This window comes from Frigoribacterium sp. CG_9.8, assembly GCF_015751965.1.
In the GTDB taxonomy this organism is placed as follows: Bacteria; Actinomycetota; Actinomycetes; order Actinomycetales; family Microbacteriaceae; genus Lacisediminihabitans.
Map to the genome: position 1 here is coordinate 17,520 of NZ_JADOVH010000008.1, position 25,974 is coordinate 43,493.

At 62.2% G+C, this 25,974-nt stretch carries 24 protein-coding genes and 1 tRNA gene; 3 read left to right on the forward strand and 22 right to left on the reverse strand.

Going from position 1 to position 25,974, the window contains the following annotated elements; all coding sequences use genetic code 11:
* Positions 1–331: 331 nt before the first annotated feature.
* The 9 genes from IWX88_RS13330 to IWX88_RS13370 form a co-directional block, all read right to left on the reverse strand.
* Positions 332–1,324 (reverse strand): ArdC-like ssDNA-binding domain-containing protein, encoded by a 993-nt coding sequence (locus IWX88_RS13330; RefSeq protein WP_196831060.1) that lies wholly within the window; start codon positions 1,322–1,324, stop codon positions 332–334.
* Positions 1,325–1,700: 376 nt separating this feature from the next.
* Positions 1,701–2,624: a DNA-processing protein DprA gene (gene dprA, locus IWX88_RS13335; protein ID WP_196831069.1), complete on the reverse strand. Its 924-nt coding sequence runs from the start codon at positions 2,622–2,624 to the stop codon at positions 1,701–1,703.
* A 299-nt stretch (positions 2,625–2,923) separates the two neighbouring features.
* Positions 2,924–4,033, reverse strand: coding sequence for a hypothetical protein (locus IWX88_RS13340; protein ID WP_196831071.1), 1,110 nt, complete (start codon positions 4,031–4,033; stop codon positions 2,924–2,926).
* Between the two features lie 22 nt (positions 4,034–4,055).
* On the reverse strand, positions 4,056–5,567 hold the full coding sequence (locus IWX88_RS13345) for an ATP/GTP-binding protein (protein ID WP_196831073.1): 1,512 nt from the start codon (positions 5,565–5,567) through the stop codon (positions 4,056–4,058).
* The gene (locus IWX88_RS13350; RefSeq protein WP_196831074.1) at positions 5,564–7,231 is read right to left on the reverse strand and encodes a hypothetical protein; all 1,668 of its coding nucleotides are present in this window, start codon (positions 7,229–7,231) and stop codon (positions 5,564–5,566) included. The genes IWX88_RS13345 and IWX88_RS13350 overlap by 4 nt, the downstream gene beginning before the upstream one ends.
* Positions 7,228–8,613, reverse strand: a complete 1,386-nt coding sequence (locus IWX88_RS13355) for a hypothetical protein (protein WP_196831075.1) — start codon at positions 8,611–8,613, stop codon at positions 7,228–7,230. The genes IWX88_RS13350 and IWX88_RS13355 overlap by 4 nt, the downstream gene beginning before the upstream one ends.
* Positions 8,613–9,293, reverse strand: a complete 681-nt coding sequence (locus tag IWX88_RS13360) for a hypothetical protein (RefSeq protein WP_196831076.1) — start codon at positions 9,291–9,293, stop codon at positions 8,613–8,615. The genes IWX88_RS13355 and IWX88_RS13360 overlap by 1 nt, the downstream gene beginning before the upstream one ends.
* A 9-nt stretch (positions 9,294–9,302) precedes the next feature.
* A complete protein-coding gene (locus IWX88_RS13365; protein WP_231369299.1) occupies positions 9,303–9,620 on the reverse strand; it encodes a hypothetical protein in 318 nt (105 codons plus the stop codon).
* 19 nt (positions 9,621–9,639) lie between these two features.
* Positions 9,640–10,884 (reverse strand): hypothetical protein, encoded by a 1,245-nt coding sequence (locus IWX88_RS13370; protein ID WP_196831077.1) that lies wholly within the window; start codon positions 10,882–10,884, stop codon positions 9,640–9,642.
* Between the two features lie 398 nt (positions 10,885–11,282).
* Here IWX88_RS13370 and IWX88_RS13375 point away from each other — a divergent pair, with 398 nt between their 5' ends.
* Positions 11,283–12,182 (forward strand): DNA-processing protein DprA, encoded by a 900-nt coding sequence (locus IWX88_RS13375; RefSeq protein WP_196831078.1) that lies wholly within the window; start codon positions 11,283–11,285, stop codon positions 12,180–12,182.
* A gap of 5 nt (positions 12,183–12,187) precedes the next feature.
* Here the strand turns inward: IWX88_RS13375 and IWX88_RS13380 are convergent, their stop codons facing one another.
* From IWX88_RS13380 to IWX88_RS13405, 6 genes are all read right to left on the reverse strand, one after another.
* Positions 12,188–14,113, reverse strand: a complete 1,926-nt coding sequence (locus IWX88_RS13380) for a hypothetical protein (RefSeq protein ID WP_196831079.1) — start codon at positions 14,111–14,113, stop codon at positions 12,188–12,190.
* Positions 14,110–14,838 carry a hypothetical protein gene (locus IWX88_RS13385; RefSeq protein ID WP_196831082.1) on the reverse strand — a complete coding sequence of 243 codons (729 nt, stop codon included), beginning with the start codon at positions 14,836–14,838 and terminating at the stop codon, positions 14,110–14,112. Before IWX88_RS13385 ends, IWX88_RS13380 begins: the two co-directional genes overlap by 4 nt.
* Before the next feature lie 373 nt (positions 14,839–15,211).
* Positions 15,212–15,451: a hypothetical protein gene (locus IWX88_RS13390; RefSeq protein WP_196831084.1), complete on the reverse strand. Its 240-nt coding sequence runs from the start codon at positions 15,449–15,451 to the stop codon at positions 15,212–15,214.
* A 134-nt stretch (positions 15,452–15,585) separates the two neighbouring features.
* The gene (locus IWX88_RS13395) at positions 15,586–16,236 is read right to left on the reverse strand and encodes a ParA family protein (protein ID WP_196831086.1); all 651 of its coding nucleotides are present in this window, start codon (positions 16,234–16,236) and stop codon (positions 15,586–15,588) included.
* A 296-nt stretch (positions 16,237–16,532) separates the two neighbouring features.
* Entirely contained in the window at positions 16,533–16,955 is a 423-nt protein-coding gene (locus tag IWX88_RS13400; protein ID WP_196831088.1) for a hypothetical protein, read from the reverse strand.
* Between the two features lie 19 nt (positions 16,956–16,974).
* Positions 16,975–17,178, reverse strand: a complete 204-nt coding sequence (locus IWX88_RS13405) for an AlpA family transcriptional regulator (protein ID WP_196831090.1) — start codon at positions 17,176–17,178, stop codon at positions 16,975–16,977.
* A gap of 102 nt (positions 17,179–17,280) precedes the next feature.
* On the opposite strand from IWX88_RS13405, the gene IWX88_RS13410 reads away from it, so the two are divergent.
* Together IWX88_RS13410 and IWX88_RS13415 are read left to right on the forward strand one after the other, a co-directional pair.
* Positions 17,281–17,862: a helix-turn-helix domain-containing protein gene (locus IWX88_RS13410; RefSeq protein WP_196831092.1), complete on the forward strand. Its 582-nt coding sequence runs from the start codon at positions 17,281–17,283 to the stop codon at positions 17,860–17,862.
* A 209-nt stretch (positions 17,863–18,071) separates the two neighbouring features.
* Positions 18,072–19,238: a site-specific integrase gene (locus IWX88_RS13415; RefSeq protein WP_196831094.1), complete on the forward strand. Its 1,167-nt coding sequence runs from the start codon at positions 18,072–18,074 to the stop codon at positions 19,236–19,238.
* Positions 19,239–19,275: 37 nt separating this feature from the next.
* Here the strand turns inward: IWX88_RS13415 and IWX88_RS13420 are convergent.
* The 7 genes from IWX88_RS13420 to hisS form a co-directional block, all read right to left on the reverse strand.
* Positions 19,276–19,349: transfer RNA gene (locus IWX88_RS13420), tRNA-Leu, on the reverse strand.
* 52 nt (positions 19,350–19,401) lie between these two features.
* Entirely contained in the window at positions 19,402–20,721 is a 1,320-nt protein-coding gene (locus IWX88_RS13425; protein ID WP_196831096.1) for an NAD(P)/FAD-dependent oxidoreductase, read from the reverse strand.
* Positions 20,722–20,731: 10 nt separating this feature from the next.
* Positions 20,732–22,015 carry a S8 family serine peptidase gene (locus IWX88_RS13430; protein ID WP_196831098.1) on the reverse strand — a complete coding sequence of 428 codons (1,284 nt, stop codon included), beginning with the start codon at positions 22,013–22,015 and terminating at the stop codon, positions 20,732–20,734.
* Positions 22,016–22,022: 7 nt separating this feature from the next.
* Complete coding sequence (locus tag IWX88_RS13435; RefSeq protein ID WP_196831100.1) at positions 22,023–22,520, reverse strand: DUF501 domain-containing protein; 498 nt, start codon at positions 22,518–22,520, stop codon at positions 22,023–22,025.
* Positions 22,517–22,948, reverse strand: a complete 432-nt coding sequence (locus tag IWX88_RS13440) for a septum formation initiator family protein (RefSeq protein WP_370568372.1) — start codon at positions 22,946–22,948, stop codon at positions 22,517–22,519. The genes IWX88_RS13435 and IWX88_RS13440 overlap by 4 nt, the downstream gene beginning before the upstream one ends.
* Before the next feature lie 160 nt (positions 22,949–23,108).
* Positions 23,109–24,389: a phosphopyruvate hydratase gene (gene eno, locus IWX88_RS13445; RefSeq protein WP_196831104.1), complete on the reverse strand. Its 1,281-nt coding sequence runs from the start codon at positions 24,387–24,389 to the stop codon at positions 23,109–23,111.
* Positions 24,390–24,429: 40 nt separating this feature from the next.
* Positions 24,430–25,815 carry a histidine--tRNA ligase gene (hisS, locus tag IWX88_RS13450; RefSeq protein ID WP_196831106.1) on the reverse strand — a complete coding sequence of 462 codons (1,386 nt, stop codon included), beginning with the start codon at positions 25,813–25,815 and terminating at the stop codon, positions 24,430–24,432.
* Positions 25,816–25,974: the final 159 nt, after the last annotated feature.

Genomic DNA, 25,974 nt, shown 5'->3' on the forward strand with positions numbered 1-25,974 from the left:
GCGACGCAGTAAATATGGTCGATCTGCGGTGCGTGGCCCACGGGTAATCCCCTGGGCTACCTGGCGCTCGACCCAAACGGAAGATGCCCGCGCCTCGCTTCCGGATATGTTGGACCGCTTCATTGGTCGCGGTCATTGGCCACCGAGTTTGTTGGTTGCCGGCCTCGCCCTTGGGCGAGGCCGGCAACTCGCTAGGACTACGGCGCGGTGGCATCCTCGGTGTTGGTTATCCGTGTCGCGGTGTGTTTCGCGGCTAAGGTCGGTCCGTCGGAAGTCTCCCCTGATGGACCAGGGAGGGAGCACACGAGCTGCCCCCTCCCCATGGTGATCGTTACGCGTCGTCGCTATTTAGCCTCTCGTCGGGGTCATCGTTGTCTTTTTCGGTGCTGGATGTGAGAATTCCGGCGATTTGGTGTGCGGTGTACAACACCCGTCCGGCGGTGGATTTGATCAGTGCGGTATCTGCGTCCGCCCACCCGGCGATGTATCCGATGCTGTAAGCACTGGTGTCGAATCCGACAAGCCCGGCGACGATGTAGGCAACCGACTCAGCTTCGGTTTCCATCACTCCACGGTGCAGGGTGTAGTCGGTCATGTTCTCGGTGTGGCCAAGCAAAACATGCGCGGTTTCATGGATCAGGGTTTTGGCCATGTGCTCCCGGCTGAGGTCTGCATCGAGGACGATAAGTTTTTGCTCAGGGTTCGTGTGGCCGTTCTTGTTACCGGGGATGGACCGCTGCTCCACCATCCACCCGTTCTCGACCAGGTGCGCGGACAGGGTGTCGATGATGCCGAAATCGTCCGCACCGGTGAGTTGCGCTGTGATCGACCCGGGAACTTCAACACCCTCGACGGGGTCGGTCTGTCCAATATCGAAAACTGACAGGATCGGGGACCGCGCGACTTGTCGTTCTTGGCTGTCACCGTTTTCGTCCTCCTCGGTAACCTTTTTCGTCGAGTAACCAAAAATTTTGATGCTCTTCTCCCCAGTGCGAACTTGTCGGCCGAGCCCTTGCCATTTGCGGAATCCGGCAACCTGGGTGGCTTCGGGACGTTGGGACAGGATCAACAACAGGTTGTTCAAGCTGTAGGTGTGAAACGCGGTAGCGAATTTCAGAAATTCGGTCCACTGCTTTGTATTTCGCAAGTCCTCCACCTGGGTACTGATCGAGTCGTGGAGCGCTTCCGCTTGGGCCTTCTTCTCCTCGATCGTCCGACCGGACTTAGGGGCCGTCGTCGTGCCACTGCGGGTGCTGGTGCTCCGGGTGTTGGTGCTCCGTGTGCTGGTGTTCTCGGTGTTGCTGTTCTGGGTGTTGGTGTTCATCGGTTCTTCCCTTCCTCCCTCCACGTTTTTTTGCCGTGAAGGCGACTTGTCGCCGGGGAGGGCGGGAGGGCGAAGTGCAACTGGTCGTGGAATACCGGACCGAGCGCAGCGAGGGAGGATATGCCGCGAAAGCCGGTTGCGCGCAGCCCGCACGGCCGGACGCTGCCACAGGCTTCACAGCAAAAGAAACAAGCCCCCTGTAAGGGCAAAAACATCGGGCCGGATCACGGCTCCTCGGTCGGTGTGTGTCGTTCGCACGAGCAAGTGTTCCTCCGCCTGCCCGCTCCTGTCGGGCTGGCGAATGGGCCGGCGGGTCGAGAAATGCGGGAGGTTGGCGGGCAGGCTGTGGGCTGCCCGCCAACCGATAAGACCCTGATTACAGCCCGGCTACCTCCTCCGCGGTGCTGACGAGGGTGGCGATGTGTTCGCGAATCAGCCGGTGACATCCAGCTGATGCGGCGCTGGTGACTGGGCCGGGAACGGCGCCGACCGGGCGACCGAGTGCGATCGCATGCCCGGCCGTGTTCAGCGACCCGGACCTCCACCCTGCTTCGACGACAAGGGTCGCCTTGGTGCTCGCTGCGATGAGTCGGTTACGCATCAAAAATCGCCACTTTGTTGGTGCTGCCCCGCAGGGCAGTTCTGATACCACTGCACCGGTCTCGACAATCCGAGACAGCAGGGCGTCGTGGCCGCTGGGGTAGAACCGATCCACTCCCCCGGCAAGGTAGGCAACCGTCCGGCCTGAGGCTGCGAGGGCGGCGCGGTGGGCCATCCCGTCGATCCCGTAGGCGGCACCGGAGACGATGGTGTGCCCGCGCTCGACCAATCCGGCAGTAATTTCCATCGTCACATGCTCGCCGTAGCCGGTTGCTGCGCGTGCCCCCACGATCGCAGTCGCGACCTCATCGGCGAGTAGCTCGGTGTTGCCGCGCACCCACAAGGCAACTGGTGTGTTGAACATGAGATCCCCGAGCCGGGTTGGCCAATTCGGATGTTCCGGAGTGACCAGTTCTGCCCCGTATCGTGCGGCCATCCGGAAGGCCATGTTTACGGTCCCGCTCGAATACCTTGGGATGGCTCGATCCCGAATCGGTCGAACCGGGATCCCGTCCACCGTTTCGACCTTCCCAGTAAGGACTGCTTCGAGTGCTTCGGCTGGGTTCATGTGGGCGATCAGGTGTCCGGCTTCATGGTCGCCCGGTTCAAGAATGGTCGACCAGACCGCACGCGCGAGACTGTCGCGGCTGATGCTCTGGTGCTGGTCCTGCAACTGGTCAAATGTGGGTGTGTTGTTCATGTTCTTCTCTCTTCTCAGATCAACTGTTTTGTTTGCCTTCCGGCAGAAGAGATCGTTGAAAAGCGGACGCACTGGAGTGCCTGGTCGTGGAATACCGGACTGAGCGAAGAGAGGGAGGATATGCCGCGAAAGCCGGGCACGAAAGGGCAGGAAGCGAATTACGGTCATCCGAACGGAAAGGTCAACAAACCTCGCAAGGACTGCGCTGCGCTGCAGCTCATTCAGATTTGGCACTTGCCTGCACCGAGCCCCAGGGTTCGGCCGCACGTGTTCAGGCGCCAGGGTACGGGCGCCGGGGTTCAGGGCAACGTCAGTTGCCCCGGCGCATCCTTCACCTGCACGTGGAGGTGGGTGCAGTAGTCCTCGAGTTGCCCGAAGTGTTGCAGGGTCAGCGGAACACCGGATGCTGTCCGGCATTGTGACTGGCCAATACGCGAACCCTCCGGCACCACCGGGTCAAGCAGTCCAATCAGTCGCAGCGACAGGCCATCAGCCCCGGTCAGATTGCGGCCGTCGAGGCTGTTGAAGTCAACAGCATGACCACCACCGTCAATGAAGTGGGATGACAGCGCCCCGGCCCCGATAATTTCACCGGTGCATTTGCGGTTGATGGAACTGACTCCGACGGCATCAAAGTTCCGGACGGCGATGACAATTATTTGCAAGATGCGGACGTCGATCCCGCAATCAGGTACAGCTTTGCCCTGGGCAATCGACCGGATCTGATCCAACGGCGCCTCGCCACCAGTGAGAGTTCTGTCGTCGATGTGGCCGACGAGCTCCAATGCGAGAGCTTGAGAGTCGCCACCTATCGGGCAACTGCCGCCGGTGGAGTTCGCCCCGAGGGTGGCAACAATTTTTGATGCCGGACCCACGAACGGTGTGTAGTAGATCGGATCTGCGTTGACCTGCACTGCGTGCGCGGCCGCAGTCGGCGTGAGCTTCTCCCAACCCGGAAGCTGGGCAAGACGGCTAAAGAACAACGCCGCTGACCGTGCCGGGTCGAGCCTGTCCCCAGCGCTCCCCCACGATGCCTGTTGCTGGAACAGTCCAAGCGACGTTGTCGGGGTTCCGTCCGGGTTGATGACACCTTGGATGTCGTCACCGTAGGTGAGGTTCCGGAGCCCAGATTCACCAATGGCGGTCATCACTCCGACTATTTGCGCTTGCTGCGACATTCCTGCGGCGGTCGCTGCGTTCATGATCGCGGCAGAATTGACCAGCTGATCGCCGGTGAAGCCCGAAATGGTCGTATTAAGGTGCGAAACGGCAGCGACATCGATTGAGGCCGGCGCGCACCCCGTCCCGGAGGACAGGGCGACGGCACCGCCGAGCGCGGTCATCAGTCCGGTCACAACAATGGCGATGACCGCCTTGAGCCCCACCGCTACCTCTTCACTTTCCAGCACCCACTTGTCCCGGCACCCATGATCACAGCCGGGTTACGGATGTGGAAGCAGCGGCGGCGAGGGCTTCGTCCGTGTTGGTGATGGTTGCTTCCCAGTCGGAGAGGATGTGCTGCACATGCGTTTCGGGATGGGAGCCGTACTTGAAGATGTAGTGCCCATCCCGCAGCTTCTCGATCGTCTCCGCAGTCTCCGGCGCCAGACCAAATGTTCGTGTGCACCACTGGGCGTCTTCGGGACGGGATTGCCGGTAAATGCATACTGTTTGCGCTTCCTGGATGATCGCCATCCCGGGGGATTCCGGTGGGATGTCGGATCCTTTGTGCATGACGAAGACGTTGGAGATTCCCAAACCTCGGGATAGTTTCTGGTTGGCTTTGATCAGCTGGGCGGAGGGTCCGCCGATCATGTGCCACCCCTCCTCGTAGACGACTGTTGTCGCCCACCCGCGTTCGTTCCGAAGCCGGCCGAGCATCCACATGTTCCCGATCGCCATCACCACCGGAACTGCAGCACCATCATCTGGAAGCTGGGAGATGTCGAAGGAGGTGAGTTTGCCCGACAGGTCGACAGTTTTGGACGTTTCACCATCCAGCAGTCCCGCATATTCATCCAGAAGCCCGTTCAACGTCCACCGGACGGACAGGCCAGCTTTATGGAGGTCGTCGCGGGCACTGACTGACAGGGTCTGGTAGTCCGGATCATCGGCCACGTTGCCTAGGTTCGGCAGCACATCCGCCAAAACCGGTGCCCGGTCGCCGACTTGCTCGACCGTCATCCGAAGGGCCGCCCGCACGGCTTCCTCCTCCCACGCGTCCAGGGGCAGGTCGCCGCGGGCGAGGCGGGTGACAATATTCAACAGCCGTGCTTGGCCTTGCAGGCCGGTGCCTTTGAGGATCGTCGGGTCCAGCAGATTCAAAGTCGTGCCTGATCCGTCGGGGGTGAACTTGATCGGCTCATACCCGTACTGGCGAACAACGTTCGAATATTCGCCCTCCCCGGCTTGGTCCTTCTTGTCGAACACAACACAACGACGACCCTTCAGCAGTAAGGGGCGAAGGACATGGTTGGCCTTGGTGTGAGTGGACTTGCCCGCACCCACATCTCCCATCACGATCACATTCGGACTGGATACCTCACGCGGGGAGGAGTTATACGCCGTAATCGGATCGTGGGAGATCGATGTGCGGGAGAGCACGTCCCGGCCGGTGACGACACCGCGGGTGCCGGTGGGCGGGCCGATCAACGCTGTGTTCAGGATCTCGGCCTGCCGGGTTGTTGTCGGCGCGCCGTCCAACGTGGGGGCGAAGAAGCCGCGGCGAGCAGCCCGCGGGTTGGTGCGAAGCCGCGAGCCGGGTTGTGCCCACGGCACAATCTCAACACTCGGAACGATGGTCGCTTTTGCCCTGTCTTCGCCGCTTTCATCAGCGCTGTGATCGGCGCGATCACCGGTAGGGCGTTCGGCCGGTGGGGCGAACGCCCGAAGTACAGGTGCACGCCATAGTCGAGACTGGCTGGTGCTGTTCTGCTCGGTCATGAAATGGACTCCTTCTCGCTCTTACCTGCCAGGCGTGCATAAATACGCGACGACAGTGACGTGCGAGCACCGGCTAAACCCCGGCCGATAGGCCAAGTCGTGCCGGACGCCGCCGATTGGTACGAGTCCAACCAATCGAGCCGGTCAATTCCCAACGATGCCGCGCAGGTCTCCTCAAGCTGACGCGAGGAACGAGCCAGCTCCTCCCGGCTTATGGCCGAAATGGTCACATATCCGATCCACGATGCACCGTGATGGTGGGAACCTGAAACCAGATCGCTTTGCCTCCGGCGGGCAGCCGTCATCGCAACGTCCGTGTCGTCCGTGTCGAACTTGCCGGCCTCCTGACGGGAAAGCGACTCGGCCGCGTCCCGCACCAAGTCCTGCCGTGCGGCAGCCTTGGCATCGGATGCCGGAATGAGGTGGATGTGAAAAGAGACAGAGCGGATGAACTGCATATCCCGACCAATCAACAGATCCAATAACCACAGTTGGGTGCGGGGAGCCGTAGCCAGCGCATCCGCTTTGATCGCCGCCGTGCGATGCCACCACTCGACAGCCGCCCCGGTCATCGGGTCGGTGCCGGCAACAACGTGGGCGGAGTACTCGTCGTGGGAGGAGATCCCGGCACGGGCTGGGTCGACATCGGCGACGAAGTCGATCGGGCGGGACGGGTTCTGCTGATGCAGCATCACCGCCACCGTCTGCCTCGCGGTCAGGGTCTCAACCGTGCCAAGCTTCGCCTCCGTAAGTCCGCGGGCGGTGGAGGCGACCTCTTGGCGCATCAGTCCACGCCACCCGTCGCGACCTTCCCCGTACTTGACTGCGGTGCTGTTGAATGAGGTGTTCAGCGGCCAGCTGACGGTGATGAAGTGACGCTGCACCATCGCGTCTTCCCCGGTGAGTCTGAGGACTTCCTCGTAGGAGCGGATCGCATCCGTTGGGGTGTCCTCATCGAGCCCGTCGGCGACCCACCATTCCTGCATCGCGGTGTCCGCCGGCAGAACCCTGGTCATGGTTTGCACGTTGCCGACCAACACTGACGGGGCTGCGCGACTGGCCAAGAACGTTCCCCATCCTTCGGCTGCCCTCGCCATCACGGAGGAGGATTCGATGCCGCGAAGCTGACCGCTGACAACAAACGTCACTGACAGGTAGGCCGGTTCACCGGTCGGGGCATGCCAGGCAATACCTGGTTCGCCGCGGCCGTGTTGCAGCCAACCCATACCGTCCGACCCGTCGGGGTTCGAGCGAATCGCCGTCAATAACCGTTCCGAGTTCCAACGCGCTCGACGACGAGCACGACCATTCAAGCTCTGCGCGTCGCGCACAGTCTGCTCCGCCTGGTCCCACGCACCGACCTCGAATGGTTCGAACGCATCAGTTCCGGCCTGAATCCGGCTCTTCCAACGGGTGCGTCGGAGACGGCGTTCGATCATGGAACCACGATGCGTTTTTGTTGTCACCAGAAACGTGACCCCGCAGCCGAGGATTCCGACCAGCATTCCCGGCCAGCCGATCAGCGGGGTGAGAATCATGCCGGCGACGATGAACAGGGCGATCAATGCGATTCGTGTTCGCGAGTGAGTTCCGCCGAAGAAGGACCGGTGGCCGGTTTCACCGCCGAGGTAGCGGACGGTCGCGCGAGTTCGGGTGTCGGTCATGAGGTGCGATCGCTTCCGATTGTCGAATCATCCATCGCCGCGACAGCGTGCTGCCCCGCCTTCTCGGTTACCTTCAGCCCCTGCGTTGCCGCCATCGCCCCGGCCGCAACAACCAACGTCGGGATGCCGATCGCCGCCCCCACACCGGTCGAAGACTCCGCCGCACCGGCTGCGGCGAGCCCCTCGGCCGCCGTCGTTGTCGTTGCAGCCGCTGATGTTGCGGCCGCTGTTGTTGCTGCTGCTGCGGCACCACCTTCTGCACCGGCACCGGCCGCGCTGGCGGTAGCTCCCGCTCGCGCAGCGGAGACACCGGCAAGCGTTCTCTCTCCCCCAACGGCCGGCCCGGCGTCGCTGGACCCAGATCCGCTACCCGAAGTGTTGCCCTTCGGTTGGCCGTTTCCTCGGTCGAACCGGCGGCCCGCGTCGGACATGTTGCGTGCACCGATCGAGTGTGTCGACAGTGCAGGGCCGCTCGTGCCACCGAAGCCGGACGGGATCACCGGTGCGAACTTCATCAGCAGCAACGGAGAAAGCGCGGCAACAAATAGTGCAATCACTGCCACCGACAGGGTGACCAGGGATTGCAGGCTGGCGTTGTTGCCAAATGTTGACACCGAGTTCGCCATGATCGTGAACGCAAAACCGAGCAGAAAGAACAGCAGCGGATGGGCGGCGAGGATCCCAATCCACACGCTCACCAGCTTCGTCCCGAACGACCGCTTTCCCGGATCTATAATCCACACCAGCCCCAGCGGCAGCAGAACGCCGGTGAAGTAGAGGGTCACAAGCTGGACGATCAGCATCATCAGCACAAGAAACAGGCCGAGCAGCATGCACAACATCAGCAGCACTGCGATCGGCACACCGCCGGTGATCCCGACCGGGTCGGCATTGGCGATCATCTTCTGGAACTGGGTGATGACCCCGTCGATGGAACCTTGTACCCCCCACGCAACGATGTCGTTCGAGATCGCGTGGAAGAAGTTCACCAACACAATCCCAATGGCGGGACCGAACATCGCACCCACGAGGAACACGCCGAAGTAGAGGCCGACCGAATCCACAAGGTCGCGGCCTGCCTGGGTACCGCGCGCCGTGCGCAAGACCTGGGGAATTAGCAGCAGCACCGCGACGAAGATCGCGGCGGCAAACGAGACCGCATAAGCGTTCAAGAACCACTGCGCGTTCAGATTCGGGAGGGTCGCTTGCGTCAGCGCTGGCAAGACATCGCGGCTCAAACCCGCCGCAGCATCTTTCAGCGCCTTGAATGTGTTTCCCCACGGGTCCGACCAGTAGGAGATCGCACCTGCGGCGCCGTTGATAAGGTCCTGAACTCCGCCGATCGGGTTCCACCCGTTGCCATTGTCCGTTACGGTCACCATCAGCAGCCCCTCGTGAACGGGTGACCGAGCTTGTAAAGCTCGGCGGGCGTTCGCACACCCTTTGCATCCGCTACGGTCCATCGATCATCCTGCAGCGTGAGCGTAATTGTGATGGATGATCGAAGCGTTGAGCTGAGCGAGCCGTCAATTACATAACCGCTTCCGATCGCCACCACTACTCGGTCGGGATTAGATGACTCGACGTACCAAACGCCTGGCACTGTGTTCATGAAGTATTTGGTGCCGCTCGGCACTATGCCGCCGGACAGGTCGGGTTTTGCTGCGAGGTAGCCGGGTAGATCGGAGGTGAACGATTGCTTGGCAAGAACACTCGTGCCAACCTGTTGGGCTTCTTGTGCGGTCGGGTAGGGAAAACGCTGGATCCAGCGCACGAAGGACGCGGCAACGCCGACAGCCCCCGCCTGCGAGTTTCCGGCCGAGTTGACTGCGGCCGCGAGCATGTTCGCGTCACGGGCTGCGCCCCCGAGGCATCCATCCGGTTCAGCACGAGGTGGCAGCGCAGACGGACTGGAACTCGCCGCGTCGGACGGCGAAACTGTCGGGGTCGCAACGGGGCGCTGCCCGAGCGCGACTCCTGTCGCGACCAGCGCAGCGGCGGCGACAACACCGACGGTTAGCCAGAGCCAGAGCCGCCGTAGTCGCTTCGCTTCTTCTCGCATTGTGGCGTCCTATCCGAAGAAGGCGAGGATCGCGCCCACGATGACAGACAGAGCCGCCAGTATTCCGAGCGAGATTCCAGCCCACATGGCTTGGGTTCGGGCGTCTTTGTAGGCGGCAGGGTTGCCGCTGCTGGAAGCACCTGCCATTTGGGTGACTCCGACAGCCACAAATACGATGGCGAGGATGATGCCGACCGCCCAAATACCGGCGACGAGCTTCTGCCACAGGGCTGTGAACTCAACTCCGAAGATGGAGAAGTTGGGGAGGATCCCGTTCAGAGGGTTATCGATCGTGGGCAGACTTGCGAGTACATCGGTGAGTGTCATGTCTGTTTCCTTGCCCGTCTCAACGGACGTTGGTCTGGAGGGTGGCAACAACATCGGCTGCTGCTGCAGTGATGGCGAAGTGGGTGTCCGGCCCGAGCTTTCCGAGCGAGAGCTGGCCGCGCTCGGCGATGTGCGGGTCATAGGGGATCGTGTGGACGTGATCGATTCTGTAGGAGCTGAGGATATTGTCGACCCGTTTGACAACTTGCGGATTTTCGGGTCGCCCGTCGTGGAGTCGCAGCACCATCGCGGTGTCGGCAAGCTCGGCGCTTTTCCCGCCTGCAGCGCGCAGGACGTCCAGTAACCCTGCGGCTTCGAGTGCTGCATCCCCGGCATCGAAGATGGGGATTACGAGCACGTCGGTAGTTTCCACGGCTGCGCGGAATGCGGTCGAAGATGGTTGGTTGCCGCTATCCATGACTCGGATGGAGAAGTAGTCGTCGATCACGTTGGCGATCGCGGTCACCTGCTCGGCTTCAAGGCGCAGGCGCGGGCCGACCGAACCGATGGCAGCGGCGAAGGAGGATTGCGGGGCGGTGTAGCCGGCAAGCTGACCTGCACTGCTGATCGTGGCAGCATCGCGGACAAGCTCCCCAAGTCCACGAGTTGGGGAACCTTCCGTGCGGAAGGTAAGTGCTCCCGGATCGTCGGAAACTTCAACGATGCACACTGATCCGCCGCGGATCGCAGCAAGGATCCCTCCGAGGAGGACTGCGGTCGGTGTCTTACCCACACCACCCTTCGGGTTAGCGACAAGGATGCTGACGGCTCTGGTCCATGTCGCCTGGCGGACAACATCCTCGTTACGGTGCTGCCGGTCGGCGATATCAATCACCGCCAGCTCCGCGGCCCCCGGTCGCATCTTCACTCCGAGCTTGGCGAGCATTCCGCGGGCTCCGCGGCGCGCTACCCGCGGTGCTTCTGTAATTGACAGTGTGCCGAGGTCGACGTTGTCGACCTCGGGGTAAGGCTCTCCGCCGCGGCCGGCGGCGGAGAAATCGTCGGTGATGATGTCGTTGCCAACAGGATCGCCGGCGGATGCATCAATGGTGTCGACATCAATGGTGTTGACATCAGCGTGGTCGACACCCGCGACGGAAGTCGTGGGCTCGGCATCCGTTTCGATTGAGGGTATTTCCTCGGTGGTGGTCCGTAGTGTGGGTGCCTCGGTGGGGTCTGCGGCTGTTTCGATGTATTTGCTGGCGCGTTGCGCTCCGGCAAATGCCTGGGGGGTCTGGTTCTCGATCAGGTCGTGACTTGTCATGATGACTGTTTCCTTCCGTGATGGGTGAGCAGCTGAGCTTGTAAGAGCGTGCGCAACATCAAGGAACCCCTCGTTTGAGGGTATGGCGTTCTACTGACTTCGGGACCCGTTCGGGTGCGCAGAGGTTGCGTCCGCGGATCACCGCGCGCAGCGCGGTAGTGCGCTGACGGCTGAGTGACACGGATTGGGGAGCCGCTTCGCGGCGCTGTCCTGTGGGGGTTTGTTGACCTTTCCGACGGCCGATCGTAACTCTGTCCTCGACTGCGTTCCCACATTTTTGGGTGCGCCCTGCGGGCTTATTTCGCCCGAAACTGTGGGCACTTCGCCTCGTCTTGTCGCACGTGATCTCTTCTGCCAGAAGGCAAAAAACACGATCGATCTGAAGAGAGAGCCTGACTATGACTATCAACGCACTGTCACCTTCCATGGGGACCACCTTGTGCCTGCTTGATGACGACACCATCGCTCGGATTGCCCTGGCTGGCGCTGGGGTGAGCGGAGACCCTGGGGTGGCGATCGGTGTTGACACGCTCGGGGGTCCCGTTGCTTTCGTCGCGGCCGTTCACGACGGAGAAGATCGAGCCGCACCACTGTCGAACCTGGTGCGCCAACGGATCCGAGCCTTCGCCACCCCATCCCGTGTGGGAGATGTTCTGCAGTCCATGACCTGTAACCACGTGTGTGCGGTAACGCCGTGGCACGATCAGTGGCCAACCCAGTTGGATGCCCTCGACCGGATCGCTCCGCTTGTGCTTTTCACCCAGGGTGATGTTGATGTTCTTGGACGTCCCTCTGTTGCGATCACGGGAACGACGGAGCCAACTGTGGAGGCTGTCCATATGACGATCGAGTTGACGACCGGGCTCGCCGACCGGCGATGGGTGATTGCTGCAAGCACCAGCCACGGTGTGGATCAGCTCGCACTTCGTGCCGCGGCGGCGATGGGCGGGGAAACGATCACTGTCGCTGCGATGGGACTGCGTGGCCTCAACGTCGGGCGCGGTTCGGTTGCGATCAGTGAGTTGCCGCCCACCCCAACGGTCACCGTGCGCGGTCAGCGGCGGGCTAAGTATCTGCTGGCTGCGATTACGACGAAGACGATCATTGTCGAAGCTGGTGTGTCCTCCGGTGCGCTTCGCACCGCGGAAGCCGCCCAGGCGATGAACCGCCCTGTTGGCGTCGCCGCAGGGACGAACGGGAACCCACCAACTGCGGGATGTCTCGAACTGCTCGAGCTGCTCGAGCGTCACAGTGTCGCAATCGTGTCGTCCATTACGGATGCTGACCGCCTTCAATGAGCCCCTCATAGCTTCGGCTTCCCAACATCTGGTGTGTCGGTGAGCTGGAGTTTCTGGGAGAGCTTGGCCGGCGCTGCATGCTCAAGCGCAACCTCCGGTTCGGATTCGACGTCGGACGGTCCGTCAATTGGCGGTTCTGCAGCGATGTGGGGCAGGGCGCGGAAGGCGGCGATCGCGCCACCTTGCACGATCCAGAACGCACCGTCCGCGGCTTCTCGCACATCTTGGGGTGGGATGACGAAGGTGTGCTGTGCGCGGGCGGTGCCGAGTTCATCACCGGCAGCCTGCCCGGAGGCTTCCATCCGCAACACCGTGCCCGCATATTTGACGACGTCTTCGGGGTCTTTGGATCGGCCGAAGATCAGCGCGGCACCGCTGGTGAGGGCGCGGCGACGTCGTGTTTCGTCGTTGGACAGTCCGGCGGGGCTTTGGGTGGCGAGAACCAACCCGACGCCGGCGCTGCGGGCAGTTTCGAACAGGCTGCCCGCCGTATCTCCCGGGTCTTGCCCGCCGGTAACCAACTGCGGAAACTCATCAACAATGACAACGACCGGGGACTTGTCCCGGGCCCGCAGTCGGGCGGCGAGGAAGTTTCGCAGGTCCAACATCAGCAGGTCGCCCAGTTTCGCTTGCGCATCGTCGACCGGTGACAGCGGAATGACGGTGATATCTGTTGCGGCTTTTGCGTAGGACCACCCGTCTTCGCTGATGAACCGCTCCAGGGGTCGCAGCGCAACCATCAGGCTGTGCATGGCTCGCATCCCTGCGGTGGTGCCGTTGCGGTCGACGGTTTGGTTGACAATCATCAGATCGAACTGGTCCCGCACGTAAGCACCGGGATTGGTCAGACGCTCGCGAAGGTCGGTGACGCTGCGTATCGGGGACTGGTCCTGCACTGATTGCAGCACCCCACGAATTTCATCGAGGTAGTGCTGGTTTGCGCCGTCCGCGACCGGCATGAGGCGCATCAGTTTGGCGGTGACGTGGTCGGCTGTGCCATTGAACAGATCCCAACGACCGCTGACGCTGGCGGTGCGACCGTGGGAGACAGCCACCGCGACCAGGGATTCGGCGTCGGCCGGGTCGCCTTTGGCGTCGATGACGAACACCGGCCACCCGTGTTTGAGCGCGCACAAGACAAGTCCGTTGATGAGGACTGTTTTGCCGCTACCTGATTCGGCGACGATCAGTGCTCGGACCGCCGAAGACGTATCGGGGAGGACAACAAATTGTCCGGTCGGGTCAACCCAGTCACGCATTCTCCGAAGGTCATGGAATCGGTCAGCGAAGACCCGGACGGTGGGGAGGTTGATGAACCCGAACGACTGCCGACCGGCAACCTGATGGGGCACCGAGATGACGTGTTTGTTCAGGCCGACGATCCGGCCGGTGTTCCCGTCCAGGCGCACACCGATTCGTTTCGCCGTTGCCCCGTCCGCGGCGCGTTTGCGGGCAGCTTCGATGCGTTCTTGCCGAAGCACGTCGGGGACACGGCGGGTGCGGACTTGGTCGGCGATCCGCCGACGACGGTACGACCAGACCACCGGCAGGAGAAGAATGCCGGAGAGCAGGTTCACGATCGCCCACCCACCGAAGACAGGAAGCAGCTGCGGTGCCCAGTTGCCGGCAAAGAAGGTTCCGGCATGACCTGTGCGAATCCACCCGGCAAGCAGAAAGATTTCGGCGGCTACCAGCAAGGTGACTAGGAGGATACCGATGGCGTTGGTAACCCAATGCCACTTGAGGACGATCCAGAATCGGGTACGTGTGGCTACGATGTCGGAGACCATTATGTTGACCAGCAATGGGATCATCAGCGGCAGAGCAATCAGGGCGAGTCCGATCACCAGCACTGCCCCGATGAGACGGCCCACAGTATCCCCCATCGGATCCGCGGACGGCACCAGGGCCATCCGGCTGTCAGTGCTCATCGTGATGCCTCGGAGTCCCAGAGTTCATGAATCGGCAACTCGGATGGGACCAGTGCCCCAGCCCCTGTCCCTACCCCCGCGACCGGTTCAGGCATGGTGTCCCATAGTTGGGCTTCACTGCCAATCCAGCGGCCGCGCACGTCGAACGTCGACAAGGTCAGAAGCCTTGGGCGGTGGTCGCGGAAGATGAACTTGTCCGCCTGGCTGGAAACCACCCGGGTCGCCTCAGCGGTTCCGAGGTACACCACTCGGGTGATACCCCCGGTAGTCATCCGTGATGCGTGAGAGTTGCAGATCAGTTTGTACCGGCCCAAAGTTTTTGCCGTCAGTTCGACTTCGACAAGTTCGACAATGTCACCTTTGACGGCCACCCCGTCGACCTGGTGGTCCTGAACGCTTGCCGGCCTCCGGTCCCTAAACCAGGTGTACCCGCGGGCTAGATATCGGGCTGAGACTGCGGCGACCGCGATCTCATGCCGGGTCGTCTGACGGTAAAGGTTCGGCGCTACTTTGCCGATGCCCTGATGCGTTGCCCAAATGATCGAGCGATCGTTGAACGCCGGTTGGGCTCGTTGCACCAGCCCCTCCTCGACCAGGCGGGCAATCCATTGATTACCGCGCCGCACCCCGACCGGCTGTTCCGCGTGCCCGTCCGGCAGGGCTGCTAACGCCCAGCGGACGGCTTCTTGATCAGCCATCCGAACGACACTGAGCCAGTCCAGCATCGCCTCGTCACGCTTCGTCAACTGCACCATCTGAAACGGCCTCCGACATCCTGCATCGCCGTGCTTTTGCTCTTGCATCTGCTCTTGCTTTTTCTTTTTTCTTTTCTTTTTTCTTCTTCTATTTTTTTCTGTACCACCACCTCTGCTTCAATTCCCAACCTCCCTTGGACAACTTGTTGGGTGAGGGAGGTTGGGAATCGAGCTCGCCTCGGCAGAGGCGGTGGTACAGGGAAAAATGGGCTTTTGCTATTCCTTTGGGTATTCCAGCCCTGGGAACACCCAAAGGAATAGCAGCCAACGTAACTGTTGACCCTCGAACGGGGGTGAATACCCTCGGCCTGTCGAAAACACCACCCCAAAATTTCATGGGCGCTCACGAGGTCATCGACTTTCCGATTTCGTCCTCGTCGTCGCCGACCGCAGCACCGATCTTTGCCAGGAGCAGATCGACCGCGACCCGGATAAGTGAGTTCTCGGTGATCCGGGCGCCCGAGTTTTTCTTCGCCCGATTCAGACGCCTCGCCTCAAACGTGAGTCGGTTCTGCTGGTCTTCGCGAAGCCGAGTTTCCTTCCGCACATAACGCAGATAGGTCGGCACCGCGGGAACTTTCACTCGCGCAGGCTTAGGCGCGCCCGTCGCAGCTTTTGCTGCTGGGATTGCAGGCTCGGCAGGATCAGGTTTCGGCACCGCTGGTGGGACCGTCTCACCGACTTTGCCAAGCAACTGGCCCAAATTTGCGCGGACCATCATCGACTCGCAGAAGCGGTATTGGCCCAGATCGACATCAGCTCAAGAGCCACCGCCCGGTAGTCGTCAATCGACTTCGCCGTCTGCTTGGACTCCGGATATTGAGTGACGATCTTGCCCTCGATCGGCGCGTCGGCGTGAATTTTGTAACGGCGAATCGCCCGCTGAAACCTCGGCAGACCCAAACTATCGACGAGCTTCTCGGCATCTTCCAACTGCCCGGGGACCCGCATATCAATCTTGCTCAACAGGACCCGAAAAGGCGTTGCGGTGGGTTCGATGAACGTCCGCACAGTTCGAACCATCGGCGGAATGCACAACGCTTCCGGCTCCGTCGGGACAATCGCAAAATCTGCAACCGATAGCACCGAGGAGAGGATGTGACTGTCGGTGAGATTTCCCGGGGTGTCGACGAAGATCACGTCGTAGGGCAGATCCCGCATCCGAGCGAGTGTTGCCGGATCGGTGTCGTCCGCGAAATCGAACGGCAGCCCGTCGCCTGCGGTCGAGGCCCACCAGGTAGTCGACTGTTGCGGATCAACGTCAACGACCAGCACACGCGAGTTCTCCGCGGCGATAGCGGCGAGGTTCATCGTCGTGGTGGTCTTACCAGCCCCGCCCTTCTGGTTCGTGATTGCGACGATCCTCACGAGTTCACCGCCTTCGAAAGTTCGAGAGTTGCAGAGTTCGGCGGTACGGCAGTTCGTGAGTTCGCAAGTTCTGAACTTTGGAAGTTACGAACGACTGTGATCCTCGATGTGGTGGCCGCGTAACTGCCGGAGTTGGTGAGTCCGACAGTGTCGAACTTCGAAAATTCCGGGCTTCGAAAATTCCGAACTCTTTCGCGCCCGCGTACTGGTTCTGTTTTGTTCATTCCTGGTCTCTTCCTGTTAAGGGGACCAGCCACTGGTCCCCTGCTTGACAACTTTTTGGCCCCCTTAGGGGACTAAAAACTTGCCCTCTGTGGGTACAAATCTGTGGCCCCCTGGCCGCCGGTGAACGGCAACACGTTCGGATCATTCGACGGCCGATACGCCGCGGCGGGTCGGGAGCTGTCGAGCATCAGCTCGTACTCCGAGGTCAAACCTCGTCCCCCGGTGCGAAGCCTCGTGATCGCGCCGCTGTCGATAAGTTCGTGGATTGCGCGCTTCACCGCCCGGTAGGCGGCGGCGCTGCCGTTGCCGGGGGCGAGGAACCCGAGAGCAATCGCTGATAGCTCGCGGCCACCGAAGTAACGTCTCGGCTCCTGCTCGCCACGCTTCTCGTCCCAACACTCCAACGCCATGTGCAGCAGCAGTCGGGCGGCAGTGTTGCCGAGCTTCAACCGAGCAGCCACGAGGATCGCACTCTTCGCAGCGTAAAGGCCCATCACCTGGGCGCCCGGCAACTCATACGTAGACCGCGGAGCCGGTGCGGGTCTGGGCACTGGCCTCAACCCAGGCGATGATCTCAGATCTTTTGTACAAAACGGTTCGGGGTGTTGGCTTGTAAAAGCATGGTCCCCGGCCCTGGTACCGGAGTTGCGCAAGAGCGGTGACCGTCAGCCCCGTGATCTCCCCGACTACCGAGGGCTGAATAAATTCCTCTGACATGATTCTCCTGTCGTTTTCACAACCAAATTGGTGAGTGGTTGTTGTTATGAAGATAGATCAGAGTCGTCGTTTTCACAACCCAAATGGCTGTAATCTATGGAAATGAAGGATTTTCGATCGGAGTCGAGCTTGGGCGCCCGCATCCGAGCCGCCCGGCGAGCCCGAGGCCTTCGAACCGCACGCGAACTCGCTGATGCGATCGTGGGCGGCACACTGACCGAGGCAATCATCGAGAACATCGAAGCTGGCCGAAAGGTCGTCCTCGACATCAGCCAGCTGCTCAATATCGCGATGGCACTTCGGGTGCCAATGAGCTATCTCCTCGCCCCGCTCGGCGAGCCAGACCGTCCCCTCGATCTGCCCAATCTGAGCCAAGCATTCGAGGGTATGACCGCCATCGAGTTCGACTCCTGGCTGGCGTCGTCACAGGACGGGCGTTATCAGCCCGAGTCATTGGACGAGCGGAACGCCACCTCCGAATTGCACGCGCTCCGCGAATGGTCCGCCCTCACCCGTGAGGCCGCTCGCCTCCAAACAATGTTTGATCTGGAGACGGCTACGGCTGCATCAGCTGGTCCGGACAGCCCACTGCTGCGTAGTACTGAATCCAGGCTCAACGACACGCGACGGGAAACGGGGCGGCTCGCGGCGTACTTGAAATCAGCTGGCTGGCAAGTGGAGTGATCTTGGCCCCTAGAGATCGCTGCAAAGCGACGAGCCGGTATCGGGAAGTGAATAAGACCTCTTCTGCCCCGCCAACCAACCTGCCTCCGAGAATTTGCGTAGGACGCTCCAAACATTCGGATAATTTCGTCTCAGGTCTGTCATAGCCTGATTCCCAATTGCCCAGGGCCCGACCCAGGTCGGCGAAAGACGATCAGCTTGGAGTATCGGTGGGATCTATCACCTCTTACGAATCAGCCAGCGGCAAGCGCTATCGCGTTCGCTACCGGAAGCCGGATCATGCTCAGACCGATAAGCGTGGGTTTCGAACCAAACGCGATGCCGAGCTCTTTCTCGCATCCATCGAGATCAGCAAAGCTCGCGGCGAATATGTTGATGCCACGGCAGCAAAAGTCACAATTGGCGAACTCGGTGCGACCTGGCTCAAGTCACAGACGCACCTGAAGCCGTCTTCACGGGATGCTGTCGAAATCGCCTGGCGATTATTCGTCGAGCCCATGTGGGGCGATATCGGGGTGGGCACCATCCGTCATAGCGAAGTGCAAACGTGGGTATCCCAGCTCGGCACCGGCGACGCTAAGACCGCTCATAATGCCGGGCCGCGGAGCGCGACAGTTGTGATTCGCGCATTCGGCGTATTGGCCGCCATCCTGGATGTGGCGCTGCGCGATCGACGGATCTCGTCCAACCCAGCGCGGCGCGTCTCGCTGCCCCGAAAGAAGAAAAAGCAGCATGTCTACCTCACTCACAATCAGGTCGGTCTCTTGGCAGAACAGGCCGGCGCAAAGGCCACACTTCTGCTCACTCTCGCCTACACAGGGCTGCGCTGGGGCGAGGCAGTGGGACTGAGGTTGAAGGACCTCAACACACTTCGCCACCGGTTGTCAGTTCGCGAGAACGCGGTGCGCGTCGGTGGCGTCATCGTCGTCGGCACGCCGAAGACACACGCAAGCCGATCGGTCCCATTCCCCGATCTGCTGACCTTCCATCTGGCGAAGACTGCCGAGAATAAGTCACCTGACCAACTGCTGTTCGGTGACGGCATGACGCATCTGGCAACGCCATCCGCGCACGACGGCTGGTTCGTAGCTGCGGTGACGAAAGCCCAGGCCATCGATCCGAGCTTCCCGCGCGTGACCCCCCACGACCTGCGCCACACTGCCGCAAGCCTCGCGATCAGTGCCGGCGCGAACGTCAAAGCAGTGCAGCGGATGCTCGGGCACGCCTCCGCGAGCATGACCCTGGACACCTACGCCGACCTGTTCGATGACGATCTGGACGGTGTTGCGGTAGCGCTGAATGTGCAGGCCATGTCCTCAAATGTGGGCAAAATGTGGGCAAATAGCTCAACCGGCCCACTCAATAATCCCGTTTAGACCCGGAATCCCGGGGTTTTTAAGGCCACGCAGCGAGTGCCCCCACAGGGACTCGAACCCTGACTTGGACGATTTTAAGTCGTCTGCCTCTACCGATTGGGCTATGGGGGCTATGGGGGCGATTGGGCTATGGGGACCGCCGAACAGGGGCTAATCCAGCGCGCTAGACCTTCGGGCGCGCCGCGACGGTCGCGAAAGCCTCGCGGGGGGTCTCCCGCGCTTCGAGCGAGACGATGTCACGACGCAGGAACAGGTTGAGCGCCCAGCCACTGAAGACGCGGATCTTGCGCTCCCACATGGGAACGGCGAGTCCGTGGTAACCGCGGTGCATGAACCAGGCCGGGACTCCGGTGATGCCGATCTTGCCAGCCTGGAATGCCCCCTGACCCAGCCCGAGCGTTGCGACGGCGCCGAGGTTCTTGTGGAAGTAATCCCGCGGGAGATCGCCACGAAGAGTCGCGGTGATGTTCTTCGCCATGAGCTTGCCCTGGCGCACAGCGTGCTGCGCGTTCGGAACGCAGTATCCGGCGATACCGTCCCCGGTGAGGTCCGGAACAGCCGACACATCCCCGGCACCCCAGGCACCCTCCACGACGCCGTCATCGTTGACAACACGGAGGTCAGCCTGCACACGCAAGCGACCGCGCTCCTCGACGGGGAGGTCGGTGTGACGCATCGTCGGGCTGGCCATGACGCCCGCCGTCCAGACGATGAGGTCGGTCTCGAAGCTCTCGCCGGTCGAGAGCTGGATCACTCCATCGACTGCGGAAGTCAGCTGTGTCTCGAGGTGGATTTGGGCGCCTCGCTGGGCATAGCTCTTGATGACCCACAGGCTGGTCTTGACCGACACCTCGGGCATGATGCGGCCCGTCGCTTCAATCAGGTGGAAGTGGGTGTCGTCGAACGAGAGTGTCGGGTAGTACCGCAGCAGATCGGTGGCCAGGCTGCGCAATTCACCGAAGACCTCGATACCGGCAAAACCGCCTCCCACGACCGTGAAGGTAAGCAGGCGATCGCGAGCGGCACCGGCAGGCAGGAGTGCAGCCTTGTCGAAGTTCGTCAGGATACGGTCGCGGATTGCGGTGGCCTCCTCGATCGTCTTGAGACCGATGGCCTGGTCGGCAACTCCCGGAATCGGGAAGGTACGCGAGACGGATCCGGCCGTTACGACGATGATGTCGTACTCGAATTCCCACGGATCGCCGATCTCTGGTGTGATCGTGGCGGTCTTCGTGGCATGGCTGATACCCGTGACCTTGGCGGTAAGGATCGTGGTCTTTTCGAGGTGACGACGGTGAGACACCACCGCATGGCGCGGATCGATCGATCCGGCCGCGATCTCCGGCAGAAACGGCTGGTAGGTCATGTAGGGGAGGGGATCAACGATGGTGACCTCGGCCTCACCCGGCCGCAGCGAACGCTCCAGCTTGAGCGCGGTGTAGAAACCGGCGTAGCCGCCGCCGACAATAAGGATTTTAGGCATATCAGTAATCTTATGGCCTGCGTCGGGCAGCCCTGGACTCTCGAAACCGACCGGATCGTCTCAGCCGAATAACGTCGCGCAGGATGCTTCGGAGCACGAGAATCACCAGGGTCGCGAACACTGCATAGACGAGCAGAGGTATGCCGATGTCGCGCAGGTCGCCGACGGCAGGCAACACCCGGCCGAACGGACTCACCGGCGCCGCGACCACCGTCGGCTCTGCGGTGCCGGTAGGGGGACGGGTTGGCGAGTTTGTGGGGATCGGATCCGCACTCGTAACGGCCCGACGGTTCAGACGGATCCATTCCTTCAGCTCAGCGGCCGGATTCGTCGCCACGCTCGCAACGGTCGCACTGACGGCAGCGGATGCATCGAACAGTCCGCTGCCATACACGATCGGGTTGCCCTGGGATCGGGCGGTCGCAGTGAGGCGGTTAATCACGTTGCCGGCGCTGAGCCGGGGATGTGAGGCTTTGATCAGGGCCAGCACGCCAGCGACGAGGGGGGTTGCCCCACTCGTGCCCGCCCAGCTGTAGTAGCCCCCACCCGGAGCGGCTCCGACGAGCCCTTCGCTCGGTGCGGAGACCGAGAGGGTGATTCCTTGGGATGAGGCATCAAAACTCGCTCTGCCGTTCTGATCGACCCCGGCGACGACAACAACTCCCGGCATGGTTGCGGGGGCGCCCACCTCGGTGGTGCCACTGCCCCGGTTGCCGGCGGCAGCCACCACGATCACGCCCTTGTCCATGGCGTACAGAAATGCATCATCCCAGCTCGTCGGCCAGTCCAGCGTGTTGCGCGTCAGCGACATGTTGATGATGTCGGCGCCATGATCCGCCGACCAGCGCACCGCCTGAGCGATCTGGTCATCGGAGCCGACACTGCCGACGCCGAAGCCCACCGAGACGGAGAGGATCTTCGACTCCGGTGCCACCCCGAGAATGCCATCCCCGGTTCCGTGCCCGTGCCCGGCGAGCAGGGAGGCCACCATCGTTCCGTGCTTACTGTCGGCGCCGACCGGAGTCTGACCGTTGGAGGCGCCCACGCCCGAAACATCCGTTCCGCCGATCACTGAGCCGGTGAGGTCGGGGTGGGATCCATCGACGCCGGTGTCGATCACCGCGATCGTGACGCCCGCACCCTTGGTCGTGGCCCAGGCTTTTTGCACTCCATAGTCGGCGAGCCAGTACTGCCGGTCACGGATGTTATCGGCGGATGCCGGAGCCGCGACCAGCACGGACGCTGCCAGCCCCAGCACCAGGGCTGCGGCCACCGACGCGGTGCCTCTCTTCACGCGGTGCTCATCCGCACTGGCAGACCAGAGGCGACCACTCGGCCCGCTCGAGGGCGAGGTCGCCAATCGGGTTCACTCCGGGCCCTGCGGCAAGGGAGTGTCCGACGAGGGCATGCAGGCACTTCACCCGTTTGGGCATGCCGCCGGCAGAGATTCCGGCGATCTCCTCGACGAATTCGAGACCCTCACGATCGGCAAGATAGGCCAGGTGGGACCGCGAATAGTCTGCGGATATCGACTCGTCAGTCAATAGTTGCTGCATTTCCGCCATCACCCCGTTGGCTTCGAGAGTGGAGATTGCGGCGGTCGCGGCCGGATGCGAGAGGTAGTACAGCGTGGGGAAGGGCGTGCCGTCATCCAGTCTCGGGCGGGTCGACACCACCGTTGGCGCACCACACACGCAGCGTGCTGCGATGCCGATCACGTTGCGGGCGGGGCGCCCGAGCTGGCGGGAAACCGCATCGATGTCAGCCGCGGAAGGAGCCCCGAATGGTGGGGTGCTCACTGATTTTGGTCCGGCGGCGTCTGAACCGGCGGCGCCTGACCAGGCGGCGTCTGACCAATGATGATCGGTGCGACGATCTTGTCAGCCGGGGCATCCGTAAGACCGGCGGTGAACACCGAGGAGAGTAGTGATTTTACCCAGTCGACCTGTGTGCTCTGCAGTTTGTCGCTGATCGGCTGGCCGTTCGCCGTGGTGGGAGCGTCGGCGGCATCCGTAATCAAGTAGCTGAATTCGCCGGGGAACACGTAATCGAGCCGCTCACGGGCGAGTGCTTCGATGTATTTGGGGTCGCTCCATCTGGCCTTCTGGTTTGTGAGATCGCCCACCGCTGTCTTCGTGGCGGCGATCTGAGACTGAAGGGTGGCGATCTGCTGACGCTGCTCCACCAAAATGCGCAGCGAGGGGGCCAATACGACGATGAACATCACGATGAGCACGAGTGCGGTGATCGCGAATCCAGAAAGACGGATGCTGCGGAGCCACTGTCCCGACGGCGCCTCCGCAGGCATCTGGACCGGCACTCGCTGAGCTCGCCCTCGCGGGTGCCGGGTGCGGCTGTCCTTGGTCATACGTGAAGCGTAAGCGCGACTAGCTCGTGAAGCGGGGGAACGCGCTGCGACCGGCGTATACGGCGGCCTCAGCGAGTTCCTCTTCGATGCGCAGCAGCTGGTTGTACTTGGCGACGCGTTCGCTGCGGGCCGGGGCACCGGTCTTGATCTGCCCGGCATCCGTGGCGACGGCCAAGTCGGCGATGGTCGTGTCCTCGGTCTCGCCGGAGCGGTGCGACAGAATCGCGGTGTAGCCGGCGCGCTGGGCGAGGGAGACGGCATCCAGCGTCTCGGTGAGGGTACCGATCTGGTTCACCTTGACGAGAATCGAGTTGGCGGCGGAGAGGTCGAGACCCTTCTGCAGGCGCAGCGGGTTAGTGACGAACAGGTCGTCGCCAACGATCTGCACTTTGCGTCCGAGCTCCGCGGTGAAGTGCTGGTAGCCCTCCCAGTCGTCTTCCTGAAGCGGGTCTTCGATCGACACGAGCGGGTAGTTGGCTGCGAGGTCGGCAAAATATGCCGTCAGTTCCAGAGCCGAGAGCTGCTTGCCCTCGAAATGATAGGAGCCGTCCCGGTAGAACTCGGTGGCGGCGACATCCGTCGCAAGGGCGATATCGTGCCCCAGGGTGAAGCCGGCCTGTTCGATCGCCGCAGCGATGAGATCGAGTGCCTCGCGGTTGCTCGAGAGGTTCGGCGCGAAGCCGCCCTCGTCGCCGAGGCCGGTCGAGAGTCCCTTCGACTGCAGAAGCGACTTGAGACTGTGGTAGGTTTCGACACCCCAGCGCAGCGCCTCGCTGAAGGATGCCGCGCCGAGCGGCACGATCATGAACTCCTGCACGTCGATGTCGTTGTCGGCGTGTGATCCACCGTTGATGATGTTGAGAAGCGGCACCGGCAAAACGTGGGCGTTCGGTCCGCCGATGTAGCGGAACAGCGGGAGGTCGGCCGAATCGGCGGCGGCCTTCGCCACGGCGAGCGAGACACCAAGAATCGCGTTGGCGCCGAGCTTTTTCTTGTTCTCGGTGCCATCGAGCTGGATCATGGCCTGGTCGATCAGGCGCTGGTCGGTGGCGTCGAAACCCTCGAGTGCCGGGCCGATCGTGTCGAGAACGGCGTCGACTGCCTTCAGCACGCCCTTGCCGCCGTAGCGCTTCTTGTCCCCGTCGCGCAGCTCGTAGGCCTCGAATGCGCCCGTGGAGGCACCGGACGGAACAGATGCGCGAGCGACGATGCCGTCCTCGAGAAGCACCTCGACCTCGACCGTCGGGTTTCCTCGGGAATCGAGGATTTCGCGGGCACCTACTGCTTCGATCAAAGCCACGACGGGACTCCTTCAGATGGGGGAAATTGCGTTAGCAAGCCTACTGGCCAGCAGTCTTGTCGGCGGCAGTCTTATCGGCAACAAGGCTGCGCATGCGCAGTTCGGACACCGTTGTCGTGTCGCGTGACACCGTCGCCAGTTCAACGAAACCAGACGCCTCGAGCTGTGCGATCAGAGGCTTCAGATTTCGCGGTGCACGCTCGAGCCGCACGCGCCGACCGCTCGCGATGAGCTCCGCTTTGAGCTGCATCAGGGTCGCGGATGTCACGTCACTGTCATACACGAGGGCAACGCCGCCGGCATTCTCGTTATCGGGCAGCTGCACCAGATCCACGATGCGCTCGAAGCCGATCGAGAAACCCGCGGCCGGCACATCCACGCCAAGGAAGCGGCCGATCATGCCGTCGTAGCGGCCTCCGCCGCCGAGCGAATAGGTCAGGTCGGGATGCCCGATCTCGAAGATGGTGCCGGTGTAGTACCCCATGCCGCGCACGAGGAAGGGATCGAACTCGACTCGGGGTCTGAATATGTTCACGGCGTGCTCTGCTTGCGCTGTTTGGCCTGCTTGCGCTGCTTGACCTGCGGCTCCGGCCACAGCCTGCCCGATCGCCACGAGGTCTGCCAGCACCGCGGCGTCCACTCCCACGCCATCCGCTCCAGCCGGCAGCGCCGCGCGGATCGCCTGCTCGCCGAAGCCCAGAGGCTGGGGGGTCTGCGGCAGCCGGAAGAACTGCTCGAGGGCATCAACTGCAGCCGGATGCACTTCCCGTGCGCGCAGCTCGGCGATCACGCCGTCCTGACCCACCTTGTCGAGCTTGTCGATGGTGATGAGCACCTGGTCGTGCGACTCCGCGGGGAAGCCGAGAGCGTCAAGCATGCCGATCAGCAATCGGCGATCGTTGATGCGGATCTTACAGCCGGTCAGACCGAGGGCGGCGAACGTGTCGGCCGTCGCGGTGAGCAACTCGATCTCGGCGAGCACACCGGCCTCGCCGATGATGTCGATGTCGCACTGCACAAACTGGCGATACCGCCCCTTTTGCGGTCGCTCCGCACGCCAGACCGGCGCCACCTGGATGGCGCGAAAGACCGCCGGCAATTCGGCCCGATGGCTGGCATAAAAACGGGCGAGAGGCACGGTGAGATCGAATCGCAGCCCGAGATCGGCGAGATCGAGTGCATCCGTCGCCGCAGCGAAATCGTCAGCCGTGAGGCCCCGCTTCAACACTCCGAACGCGAGCTTTTCATTGTCGCCGCCGAGCCCTGCGTGAAGTCGCGCGGAATCCTCCATGACCGGCGTTTCAATCTCGTCAAACCCGTGAGCGGCGAAAACGGAGCGGATCACCGCAAGCACACGTTCGCGACGTGCCTTCTCGGCTGGCAGGAAGTCGCGCATTCCACGAGGAGGATTTACCGGGCTGGCCATGCCTCGATTGTTCCATGTTCGCGAGACACACAGCCTCAGCCAGCACAGCGTGCGCGTGCCGCAGGCGTAGACCGAGCGGTGAGTGGGTTACAGTTGGGGCAGTCGCTTCGGCGCGCCGCGTGTGAAAACCCGGCGATTGCACCGGTCTCATACACAGCG

Bases quoted from the DNA above. Each gene is read 5' to 3' on its own strand.
- IWX88_RS13330 (WP_196831060.1), bottom strand. From the start codon at position 1,324: ATGAACACCAACACCCAGAACAGCAACACCGAGAACACCAGCACACGG.
- dprA (WP_196831069.1), bottom strand. From the start codon at position 2,624: ATGAACAACACACCCACATTTGACCAGTTGCAGGACCAGCACCAGAGC.
- IWX88_RS13345 (WP_196831073.1), bottom strand. From the start codon at position 5,567: ATGACCGAGCAGAACAGCACCAGCCAGTCTCGACTATGGCGTGCACCT.
- IWX88_RS13350 (WP_196831074.1), bottom strand. From the start codon at position 7,231: ATGACCGACACCCGAACTCGCGCGACCGTCCGCTACCTCGGCGGTGAA.
- IWX88_RS13355 (WP_196831075.1), bottom strand. From the start codon at position 8,613: ATGGTGACCGTAACGGACAATGGCAACGGGTGGAACCCGATCGGCGGA.
- IWX88_RS13360 (WP_196831076.1), bottom strand. From the start codon at position 9,293: ATGCGAGAAGAAGCGAAGCGACTACGGCGGCTCTGGCTCTGGCTAACC.
- IWX88_RS13365 (WP_231369299.1), bottom strand. From the start codon at position 9,620: ATGACACTCACCGATGTACTCGCAAGTCTGCCCACGATCGATAACCCT.
- IWX88_RS13370 (WP_196831077.1), bottom strand. From the start codon at position 10,884: ATGACAAGTCACGACCTGATCGAGAACCAGACCCCCCAGGCATTTGCC.
- IWX88_RS13375 (WP_196831078.1), top strand. From the start codon at position 11,283: ATGACTATCAACGCACTGTCACCTTCCATGGGGACCACCTTGTGCCTG.
- IWX88_RS13380 (WP_196831079.1), bottom strand. From the start codon at position 14,113: ATGAGCACTGACAGCCGGATGGCCCTGGTGCCGTCCGCGGATCCGATG.
- IWX88_RS13385 (WP_196831082.1), bottom strand. From the start codon at position 14,838: ATGCTGGACTGGCTCAGTGTCGTTCGGATGGCTGATCAAGAAGCCGTC.
- IWX88_RS13400 (WP_196831088.1), bottom strand. From the start codon at position 16,955: ATGGGCCTTTACGCTGCGAAGAGTGCGATCCTCGTGGCTGCTCGGTTG.
- IWX88_RS13405 (WP_196831090.1), bottom strand. From the start codon at position 17,178: ATGTCAGAGGAATTTATTCAGCCCTCGGTAGTCGGGGAGATCACGGGG.
- IWX88_RS13410 (WP_196831092.1), top strand. From the start codon at position 17,281: ATGAAGGATTTTCGATCGGAGTCGAGCTTGGGCGCCCGCATCCGAGCC.
- IWX88_RS13425 (WP_196831096.1), bottom strand. From the start codon at position 20,721: ATGCCTAAAATCCTTATTGTCGGCGGCGGCTACGCCGGTTTCTACACC.
- hisS (WP_196831106.1), bottom strand. From the start codon at position 25,815: ATGGCCAGCCCGGTAAATCCTCCTCGTGGAATGCGCGACTTCCTGCCA.